The organism is Bifidobacterium myosotis (assembly GCF_002259745.1).
GTDB lineage: Bacteria > Actinomycetota > Actinomycetes > Actinomycetales > Bifidobacteriaceae > Bifidobacterium > Bifidobacterium myosotis.
Map to the genome: position 1 here is coordinate 17,872 of NZ_MWWW01000024.1, position 11,324 is coordinate 29,195.

2 protein-coding genes are annotated in these 11,324 nt (G+C 67.9%); both read left to right on the forward strand.

Features of this window, described 5'->3' with window-relative positions; all coding sequences use genetic code 11:
* The first annotated feature begins 93 nt into the window (after nt 1-93).
* The gene (locus BMYO_RS12645; protein ID WP_233428242.1) at nt 94-9,987 is read left to right on the forward strand and encodes a type I polyketide synthase; all 9,894 of its coding nucleotides are present in this window, start codon (nt 94-96) and stop codon (nt 9,985-9,987) included.
* 933 nt (nt 9,988-10,920) lie between these two features.
* On the forward strand, nt 10,921-11,324 hold a 404-nt coding region (locus BMYO_RS09335; protein ID WP_143249160.1), incomplete at its 3' end, for a helix-turn-helix domain-containing protein.

Below are 11,324 nucleotides of genomic sequence, written 5' to 3' on the forward strand. Positions count from 1 at the left end.
CAACCCGACCAACGTACCTGACAGAACATATCCATCACACAACGCAACAAACCTACGCAACAAACCAACAACCCAAGGAATCAAAGGAATCACATGACCACCTTCTTCCTCAACCGACTTGCTGACGAACCGCACGCGCTCGCCTTCGCCGGACAATCCACCCCGTGGCCGGTCGCGCTCGCCGACCAGACCACCGACCCCACCCTCGCCGAGGACCTGCGCAACCATGCGGCGGCCGCGCATCGACTGCTCACTCCGGTCGCCGCAGACCTGCTGGCCACCACCGGCCGTCCGGTCGACCTGTTCGGCTTCGCGCCGAACCCGGCCCGCCTCGGCGCGGCCGCCGACGCCACGGTCTCCGTCGAAGGCGTGGCGCTGACCCAGCTCGGCGCGCTCATCGACCTCGAACACCTCGGTTACGACGTGCCCGGTGCGCGCCCGGCCGCCGTACTCGGCCACTCGCAGGGTGTGCTCGCCGTGCATATGACCCGCGCCATCCAGGATGCCGGCTCCATCGAATCCGCAGCCCCCGTGCTTGACGAGATCCTGGCCGTCGCGGCGCTGATCGGCGCGGCCGGCACCCGCCGCGTGCGCGAGCTTGGCCTCGACGCCAAGTCCGGCGAAGCCACGCCGATGCTGTCCGTCAAGGGCGCGACGCTGGCCCAGGTCGAGACGCTGATCGCCCGCGTGAAGGACACGGGCCGCGCGCTCGGCCCGATCTCCGTCGCCGTCACTAACTCGGACAACCATCATGTTCTCTCCGGTTACCCCGAGGACCTTGCCGCCTTCGCCGTCGCCGCCGAGCGCGAGCACAAGCATCAGGCCAAGCTGCGTGAGGAGAAGCTGCGCGGCGGCGCCGTCTTCAACCCCACCCTCGAGTACCTCGAGGTCACCCTGCCGTTCCACTCGCCGCTCATGGCCGAAGCCGTCGAGCAGACCGTGGAGTGGGCCGCGGCCTGCGGCTTCGAGCAGCGCCGCACCCGGGCGCTCGCCGAGGAGGTGCTGCTCAATCATGTGGACTGGGCCGCGCGACTCAAGTCGCTGCTCGGCGAGGTGAACGATCCCGCCAAGCTGTGGATCGTGGACCTTGGCCCGGGCTCCACGCTCGGCAAGCTCATCGGCAACGTGGTGCAGGGCACCGGCGTGGGCGTGGTCGAGGCCACGACGCTCGCCGAACGCGCCGCCCTCTCCACTCTGGAGGGCGAACCCGAGCGCACGCAGAACTGGAAGACGTTCGCGCCGCGCGTGGTGACCACGCCGGCCGGCGACAAGCTCGTCACCAAGTTCACCAAGCTCACCGGCAAGCCGCCGGTGCTGCTGCCTGGCATGACCCCCACCACCGTGGAGCCGGAGATCGTGGCCGCCGCGGCCAACGCCGGCTACTGGGCGGAGCTCGCCGGCGGCGGCCAGGTGACCGCCGAGGTGTTCGACCGTCATGTGGCCAAGCTCGAGGAGGAGCTGGAGGAAGGCCGCACGGTGGAGTTCAACGCCATGTTCATGGACCGCTACCTGTGGAACCTGCAGTTCGGCTCCTCCCGCATCGTGCCCAAGAAGCGTGCGTCCGGTGCGCCGATCGACGGCGTGGTGATCTCCGCCGGCGTGCCCGAGCTGGACGAGGCCGTGGAGCTCATCAAGAAACTGCAGGCGGACGGTCTGCCGTACGTGAGCTTCAAGCCCGGCACCGTGGACCAGATTCGTCAGGTGGTGCGCATCGCCAAGGCCGTGGCCCCCACGGTCATCATGATTCAGGTGGAGGGCGGCGAGGCCGGCGGCCACCACAGCTGGGAGGCGCTCGACGACCTGCTGGCCACCACCTATGCCGACGTGCGCGCCTGCGAGAACCTGGTGCTCGTGGCCGGCGGCGGCGTGGGCACGCCCGAACGCGCCGCCGACTACATCTCCGGCCAGTGGGCCCGCGCCTACGGTCTGCCGGACATGCCGGTGGACGGCGTGCTTGTCGGCACCGCCGTGATGACCGCCAAGGAGGCGCACACCAGCCCCGAGGTCAAGCAGTTGCTCGTCAAGACGCCGGGCGTGGCCGGTGCCGGCGATGCTGCGGGGGCCGACGTGTTCGCGCCGCAGGCCGCGCACTGGGTGCCGTCCGGCAAGTCCGTGGGCGGTGTGTCCTCGGGCCTGAGCCACCTGCACGCCGACATCTACGAACTCGAGAACGCCTCCGCCGCGTGCGGCCGCCTGCTCGTGCGCGTCATGAAGCACCCCGAGGAGCTCGATTCCCGTCGCGAGGAGATCATCGAGGCGTTGGACAGGACCGCCAAGCCGTACTTCGGCGACTTGGCCTCGATGACCTACCTCGACTGGGCCAAGCGCTTCGCCGAACTTGCCTTCCCGTGGGTGGACCCCACCTACGTCGATCGCTTCCAGCATCTGCTGCAGCGCATCGAGGCCCGCATCAGCGGCGTGGACTCCGGCGAGTTCACCTCCCGCCTGTTCGCCGCCGACGGCACGTCCGCCGAGGACGCGGCCGCCGCCGGTCTGCTGACCCGCGACGATCTCGCCGCCGACCCCGCGCCGGCGCTGAACAAGTTGGCTGCGGCATATCCGCAGGCCGCCGAGATCACGGTGGTGCCGGCTGATGTGGCCTGGTTCCCGGTGCTCGTGCGCGAATACCCCAAGCCCATGCCGTTCGTGCCGGTCATCGACCACGACCTGCTGCGCTGGTGGGGCCAGGACCAGCTCTGGCAGTCCGAGGACCCGCGCTATTCCGCCGATTCCGTGCGTGCCATCCCCGGCCCGATCTCCGTGGCCGGCATCACCACCGTGGACGAGCCGGTCGCCTCGATCCTCGGCCGGTTCGAGGCCGCCGCGCTCGAGCGAGTCAAGGAGGCCGAGCCGGAGGCGGGCGACGAATCCGAGCGCGAGTCTGATGCTGTGGAAACCGCCGAAACGTCCGATGTCGTGGCCGAATCGCCGGCCAAGGGCAAGTCCAAGAAGGACAAGAAGGGCAAGTCCAAGGGGAAGGGCAAGGACAAGGCCGCCGAGTCCGTTGACGTTGCCGAGTCCGCTGATTCCGTGGATTCCAACGAACCGGCCGGCGAGCCCGAGCGGCTGTTCGCCGCGCTCGGTGAGGCCGTGAACGCCGAGGACTTCATCCGCAAGTCCCCGAACATCTCCTGGGTGGGCCACATCACCGACAACCCCGCCTACGGCACCGCGCTGAACGACCCGCACTACGAGATCCGCACCGTGGATGAGCAGGCCGGCAAGTACGACCTCGACATCCACCTCGACACCTACTGGGACAACGATCCGGACGGCGGCGTGACCAAGCACGCCGTGCGCGATATCGTCATCCCGCTCATCGTCGACGGCACCGAGACCGGTCGCGTGCCGGTCGTCGATCGCGAACGACTCATCCCGGATGTTTACGCGATGCTCGCCGCCACCGCCGGCATCGGCAACACCGCCATCACCGGCGACAAGCTCGTCGCGATGCCGGAGATCGTGGCGGCCAAGGGCAGGCCGTTTGGCGAGGCTGATGCCTCCTACACGCTGTCCGCGAACCTCGGCTTCGACCATGAGGCGGCCACCGGCGGCGCGCTGCCGACGAGCCTCAAGCCCAGCCGCATCGCGCCGGACGCGCTGGTCGGCCCGGCATGGCCGGCGATCTACGCGGCGCTCGGCTCCGTGTCCGTCAAGGGCTACCCGGTCATTGAGGGACTGCTCAACGCCGTCCATCTCGACCACCTCATCGAGCTTGAGGTTACCGAGGAGGAGCTGCTGCGCCATACCGGCGAGACCGTGGCCCTCACCTCCTGGGCCGAGGATTACTTCGAGTCCGCGTCCGGCCGCGTGGTGACCATCCATGTGACTCACACCGCGTCCGACGGCACGCTGCTGGCCCGCGAGACCGAGCGGTTCGCTATCCGCGGGCGCGTCTATTCCGACGCGCTGCCGGCGGATGCGCCCGAGTTCGGTGGTGCCCTTTTGGATAAGGAAGCGGATGGCTCCGTCGCCGGACAGTCCACTGGACTGTCCGACTCCTCGCGTGGCCTGCATATGGTGCAGGCCACGCCCCGCCGCCTGCTGCGCCGCGTGAAGGTCACCGCCCCCACGGACATGACCGCGTTCGCCCGCACTTCCGGCGACTTCAACCCGATCCACACCTCGGTGCGCGGCGCCCGCATCTCCGGGCTGCATGCCCCGCTCGTGCACGGCATGTGGCTGTCCGCCACCGCCCAGCACGCGGTGCAGGCCACCGACGCCAAGGGCGCCCACTACGAGATCGCCGGCTGGACGTACAACATGTACGGCATGGTCCAGCTGGGCGATGTCGTTGAGATTTCCGTGGAGCGCGTGGGTAAGGTGCGCCACGGCGGCATGACCTTCGAGGTCACCTGCCGCATCGACGGCCAGCTCGTCTCGCGCGGCACCGCGCTGATTCGTGCGCCGCGTGCGGCCTTCGTCTACCCCGGTCAGGGCATCCAGAAGCAGGGCATGGTGCTCGACGAGCGCGCCAAGTCCGCCGCCGCCCGTGACGTGTGGGAGCGTGCCGACAAGCTCACCCGCGCCAAGCTCGGCTTCTCGATCATCGGCCTCGTGCGCGATAATCCCAAGGAGCTCACCGCCAACGGCGTCACCTACCGCCACCCGGAGGGCCTGCTCAACCTCACGCAGTTCACGCAGGTGGCGCTCGCCACCGTGGCCTTCGCCCAGACCGCCCGTCTGCGCGAGGCCGGCGCCGACATCTGGCCCGCCTACTTCGCTGGCCACTCGCTCGGCGAATACAACGCGCTGTCCGCGTTCGCCGGCGTGATTCCGCTGGAGACCGTGCTGGAACTCGTGTTCCACCGCGGCTCGACCATGCACCACCTCATCGACCGCGACGCCCAGGGCCGCTCCAACTACCGCATGGGTGCCCTCCGCCCGAACCAGTTCGGCGTGGACGACGCGCACGTCAAGGAATACGTGGAATCCGTGGCCAAGGCCAGCGGTGAGTTCCTGCAGATCGTGAACTACAACCTCGCCGGCCAGCAGTACGCCATCGCCGGCACGATCGCCGGTCTCAAGGCCCTCAAGGAGGACGCGAACCGCCGTGCCCGCGAGGCGGGCGGCAAGCCGGCCTTCATGCTGGTGCCCGGCATCGACGTGCCGTTCCACTCCACGCTGCTCAGGAAGGGCGTGCCGGAGTTCCGCGACAAGCTCGACGCGCTGCTGCCGCAGCACATCGACTACCGCGGACGTCTGGTGGGCCGCTACATCCCGAACCTCGTGGCCGCGCCGTTCGAGATGACCCGTGAGTTCGCCGCCAAGATCCTCGAGGTGGTGCCCTCCGAGCGTATCCGCGAGGCGCTGGACAACCCGACCGTGTGGGACGCCTACGCCGCCGACGACCAGAAGCTCGGCCGTCTGCTGCTGACCGAACTGCTGTCCTGGCAGTTCGCATCCCCGGTTCGCTGGATCGAGACGCAGGCGCTGCTGTTCGGCAAGCGCGCGCAGGGCGGACTCGGCGTCGAGGAGTACGTGGAGGTCGGCCTCGGCAACGCGCCGACGCTCGCCAACCTCGGTGCCAAGACCCTGCGACTGCCCGAATTCGCCGGCGACGACGTGACCGTCTACAACGTCGGCCGCGACGAAGGCCGCGTGTACATGACCGATTCCGATTCGCTCGTGCCCGACGACGACGCGGACGAGTCCGCATCGACCGCGGCTTCCGCGCCCGTCGAAACCGCTCCCGCCGGCGGCTCCGCCGTCGCCAAGCTGGGTTCCGGGGTCGCCAAGCCGGCTGCCGCCTCGGCTTCCCTCTCTGAGGGGAGCACTGCCGTCGCAGGTCAGGGGAGCGCCGCTGCCTCGGGTCAATCGGACGGCTCCGTCGCTGGACAGTCCACTGGATCGTCCAGCTCCTCGCACGGCCTGCAATCAGGGCAGGTCGCCGGCGCCGCCGTGCAGGACCTTCCCTTCCACGCCTCCGACGCGATCGGCGTGCTCATGGCCTACTCGGCCAAGCTGCGCCTCGACCAGATCGGCAGCAACGACACTACCGACACGCTGACCAACGGCGTCTCTTCGCGTCGTAACCAGCTGCTTATGGACATCAGCTCCGAGCTCGGCGTGGCCAGCGTGGACGGCGCGGCCGAGGCCACGCTCGTCCAGCTCGCCCAGATCGTCAACAAGGCCGCTCCGAACTACAAGCCGTTCGGCCCGGTGCTTGCCGAAGCCCTGCGTGACCGTCTGCGCTCGCTGTTCGGTGCCGCCGGCGTCAAGCAGTCCTACATCCGCGACCGCGTGACCGGCGTCTGGCAGCTTGGCGAGGGTTGGGTGGCCAGCGTGTTCGCCGCGCTCCTGCTCGACACCCGTGAGGGCGCCAGCTCCCGCGGCGGCGACCTCGCCAAACTGCCGACCTCGGCCGTGCAGTCCAAGGCCGAGGCGGACAAGCTCATCGACGCGGCAGTCGAGGCGGTCGCCCAGTTGAAGGGCATCGCCGTCGCCCTGCCCACCGCCGGTGGCGCTGCGGGTGGTGCCGTGGTTGATTCCGCCGCGCTCGACGCTTTCGCCGAGAAGGTCACCGGCGCCAACGGCGTGCTCGCCGCCACCGCCCGGTTCGTGCTGGGCGAGCTCGGCGTGGCCACCCCTGCGCCGGCTGAAGGCGAGGACGAGAACGCCGCCGTGGTGGCCGCCGTCGATGCCGAGCTCGGTTCCGACTGGCCCAAGCAGGTCGAGCCGCGCTTCGACGCCAACAAGGCCATTCTCTTCGACGACCGTTGGGCCTCCGCCCGCGAGGATCTGGCCCGCGCCTACTACGAGCATGACGCTTCGGCACTGAACGGCAGCTTCATCGGACTCGGCAAGGCCGTCGCGGCCGAGGCCCAGTGGTTCACCGACCGCCTCTCGGCTTCCCTCTCTGAGGGCAGCTCCCGCGCAGCGGGTGAGGGGAGCGACGAGCTCAAGGTCGCCTTCCAGAAGGTCGCCGCCGAAGCGCTCGAACCCGTCTCCTCCGACGCGAACGCCTCCCGCTTCGCGAGCGACATCGCCATCGTGACCGGCGTGAGCCCGAACTCGATCGCCGCCCAGGTGGTCGAAGGCCTGCTCGCGGGCGGCGCGACGGTAATTGCCACCTCGCACAGCTTCAAGCCGTCCGTCAAGGCATGGGCCAAGCAGGCCTACCGCGAGCGCGCCACCGGCGACGCCAAGTTGTGGCTGGTGCCCGCGAACCTGTCCAGCTTCCGTGATGTGGATGCCTTGGTGGATTGGGTCGGCAACGTGCAGAAGAAGACCACCGGCGCCACCACCACGATCCTCAAGCCCGCATACGAGCCGACGCTGTTCTTCCCGTTCGCCGCGCCGCCGGTCCACGGCACGCTCGCCGATTCGGGCGAACTGTTCGAATCGCAGGCGCGACTCATGCTCTGGGGCGTGGAGCGCGCGATCGCCGGGCTGTCCAGGATCGGTGCCGACACCGACGTGCAGCATCGCCTCCACGTCGTCCTTCCGGGCTCGCCGAACCGCGGCGTGTTCGGCGGCGACGGCGCGTACGGCGAAGTCAAGTCCGCGTTCGACGCCATCGTCAACCGCGCCCATGCCGAGCGCGTGTGGTCGGATCGCGTCACCTTCGCCCACCCGAAGATCGGCTGGGTACGCGGCACCGGGCTGATGGGCGGCAACGACCCGCTGGTCGCGGTCGTCGAGCGCCACGGCATCCACACCTACTCCACCGAGCAGATCGCGGTCAAGCTGCTTGACCTGTGCACGGCCGAGTCCCGCGAGGAAGCCGCCAAGCATCCGCTCGACGTGGACCTGACCGGTGGCCTCGGCGGCGAGCCCATCGATATCAAGGCCCTGCGCGCGGAAGCGGAGGCTGATGCCGCTGGATCGGCTCTCTCTGACGCCGCAGCCGTCGAGCCCTCTGCCTCGTCTCCTCTCGCTGATGGGAGCTCCCGCGCGGCGGGCGAGGGGAGTGGCGCAGCCGTGGCACCGGCCACCCTCAAGGCGCTGCCCACCCCGATTATCGACAGGCAGGCCCCGGTGGACCTCGCCGACTGGCAGGGTGTCACCGCCCGTCCGGAGGACGAGATCGTCATCGTGTCCATCGGCGAGTTGGGCCCGTGGGGCTCCGGTCGTACGCGCGCCCAGGCCGAACTCGGCATCCATCCGGACGGCCGCGTCGACCTCAACGCCGGCGCCGTGCTGGAACTGGCGTGGAACATGGGCTTGGTCACTTGGCAGGACAGCCCGAAGCCGGGCTGGTACGACACGGACGGCACCCTCGTGCCCGAGGAGGATATCGCCGAGCGCTACCACGACGAGGTCGTGGCCCGCTCCGGCATCCGCCCGTTCGAGACCGGCATGGGCAACGACTACAAGGATGGCGCCGACGAGGAGGAGGCCGAGGTCTACCTCGACCACGACGTCACCTTCTCCGTGCCGTCCGAGGAGGTCGCGCGCGAGTACGTCAAGCTGGACGAGGCGCACACGTCCATCGCGAAGGACGACGAGTCCGGCGAATGGAACGTGACCCGCCACGCCGGCTCGATGATCCGCGTGCCGCGCCGCGCCGCCATGACCCGCACGGTCGGCGGCCAGTTCCCGACCGGCTTCGACCCGACCCGTTGGGGCATCCCGGCCTCGATGGTCGGCGACGTGGACGAGATCGCGCTGTGGAACATCGTCACCACCGTGGACGCCTATCTGTCGGCCGGGTTCACGCCCGCCGAGATCCTCCAGTCGATTCACCCCTCGCTGGTGGCCTCGACGCAGGGCACCGGTTTCGGCGGCATGAAGTCGATGCGCAAGCTCTACCTCGACCGCTTCCTGAACCACGAGATTCCGACCGACATCCTGCAGGAGGCGCTGCCGAACGTGGTGGCCGCGCACGTCATGCAGTCGTACATTGGCGGTTACGGCAACATGATTCAGCCCGTCTCCGCCTGCGCCACCGCCGCGGTCTCCCTTGAGGAGGGCGTTGACAAGATCGCGCTCGGCAAGGCCGACTTCGTGGTCACCGGCGCGATCGACGACATCGGCGTGGAATCGGTGATCGGCTTCGGTAACATGAACGCCACCGCCAACTCCGCCGAAATGTACGGCAAGGGCATCGACGCGCGGTTCTTCAGCCGTGCGAACGACCGTCGCCGCGGCGGCTTCCTGGAGTCCCAGGGTGGCGGCACGATCCTTGTGACCCGTGGTGACCTGGCCTTGAAGCTTGGTCTGCCGGTCGCGGCCGTGGTCGGATTCATCCACAGCTACGCGGATGGTGCGCACACCTCGATTCCGGCACCGGGCCTTGGCGCCCTGGCGGCCGGCCTCGGTGGGCGTGACTCGAAGCTCGTGCGCGATCTGGCCGCGCTCGGCGTCACGGCGGACGACATCGCCGTGGTCTCCAAGCACGACACGTCCACCAACGCTAACGACCCGAACGAGTCCGAGCTGCACAACACGCTGGCCCACGCCATCGGACGTGCGGACGGCAACCCGCTGTTCGTGATCTCCCAGAAGACGCTCACCGGCCACGCCAAGGGCGGTGCCTGCATCTTCCAGGTCAACGGCCTTACCCAGCTGTTCAAGTCCGGCGTGATTCCGGCGAACGCTGCCCTCGACTGCGTCGATCCGAAGCTGGCACGCGACGACCACATGGTCTGGCTGCGCCGCCCGCTGCGCATCGGCGGCGGCGAGGACTCGTACGGCCGCGTCACGCCGGGGCGCCCGGTCAAGGCCGGCTTGGCCACCTCGCTCGGCTTCGGTCATGTGAGCGGATTCGTGGCGTTGGTGCACCCCGGTGCCTTCGAGGCCGCTGTGGCCCGTGCGGATGGCGAGGTCGCGTTGGAGGCTTGGCGTGAGCGCGCCAACGCCCGACTGGCCGCCGGTCGCCGCCACTTCGAGGAAGGCATGATGGGTCGCGCCGCGCTCTACGAGCCGATCGACAACCGTCGCTTCCACGAGGACGGACGTGGCTACGACCACCACGAGGTCGAAAAGGCGATGCTACTGAATCCTGACGCCCGCCTCGGCGAGTCCGGCTTCTACGAAGCCTGACTTCAGGCTTTGAGGGTCTGACGGTCTGATCGTGGGACAATGGTCCGCGCATCTATTGCTGATGCGCGGACCATTTTGATATATGGAATGTGTTGGTCCGAATCTCAGAACGGTTGCGGTACGATTTGAGGATTTCGGGCTTTTTGGCGCATCGTACCGCGCGCGTTTCGAACGTGAATCCGGACGTGTGCGCAGGATTGGCGGAATTCCGGGCTTTTGTAGATGGCGGTTGCGGTACGAAACGCCGAAAACCCCTGAATCGTGCTGTCGTACCGCGCCACTGCGGTACGACACGTCAAAATACCGATTTTCCCGCATCGTACCGCGATGGCATCGCGATGATGCCGCCGAATGATAATGATTCCGATGCGTGGTGTAGGCCTACATGGGGCTTGTATCCGTGATGGCCTGCTGCGTTCGGCAAGATGACATGATGGGTGGCCTCCGGTGGATGGCTTCCGGTAGGTCGTCGGACGAGGCGCGCGTGAGGGACATCTGCATTACAAGAGGCTGCCCAATCCGGTGAATCTCGATTGGATTACCGTGATGATTGCATTTGCATTTGCGATTGCATTTGCGATTCGCTTCCGGACCAGCCCCTCGTAGCGCAGATACGCCCCACTGCGGATGGGGATCGCATTGATGCAGGGCGTGTCCATGGGAGCCCGCTCGGATTGCGCCGCAGCGAGGGGGCGGAATCCGAGCCTAGTGGTCCGGCTCTCAATTGTTTGAGTGGTATCGGCCCTCTCTGATGAGGAGGCTGTCAGCGAAGCTGACTGTGGGAGAGGAAAAGTTGAACCCCTCAATTATTTAGGGCGCTATTGCTGTTTTCGTGGGTGGTTGTTTGCCGGTGAGGCGTTGAACCGGTAAGAGAAGAGCGCTTTTTGGTTAGGATGTTCATCGACCAAGAAAAACACAACCGAAAAGCGCCTGATGAACAGCATATTCAAACAGCTCCTCAACGTCAAAGGCATGGTCGTCGAGAACGTCTGCATCGTCGATGGTCCCATGCGCCCCGAACCCGTGCTCGAGGTGCGGGTGCGTCCGCGTGCGGGCATGCTCAGGTGCTCGAGGTGCGGGCGGAAGCGTCGTGGCTATGACCGTGGCGGCGGCGTGCGCCGATGGCGCCATCAGGATTTCGGATGCTGGCGGGTCGAACTGGTCGCCATGATGCCCAGGGTGGACTGCCCGAAGTGCGGCGTGGTGGTCGCGTCCGTGCCGTGGGCGGAGCCGGGAAGCCGGTTCACGCGGGACTTCGAGGCGGAGTGCGCGTGGCTGATGACCGTCGCCAACCAGAAGACCGTGAGCGGGTTCCTGCACGTGGCGTGGAGGACCGC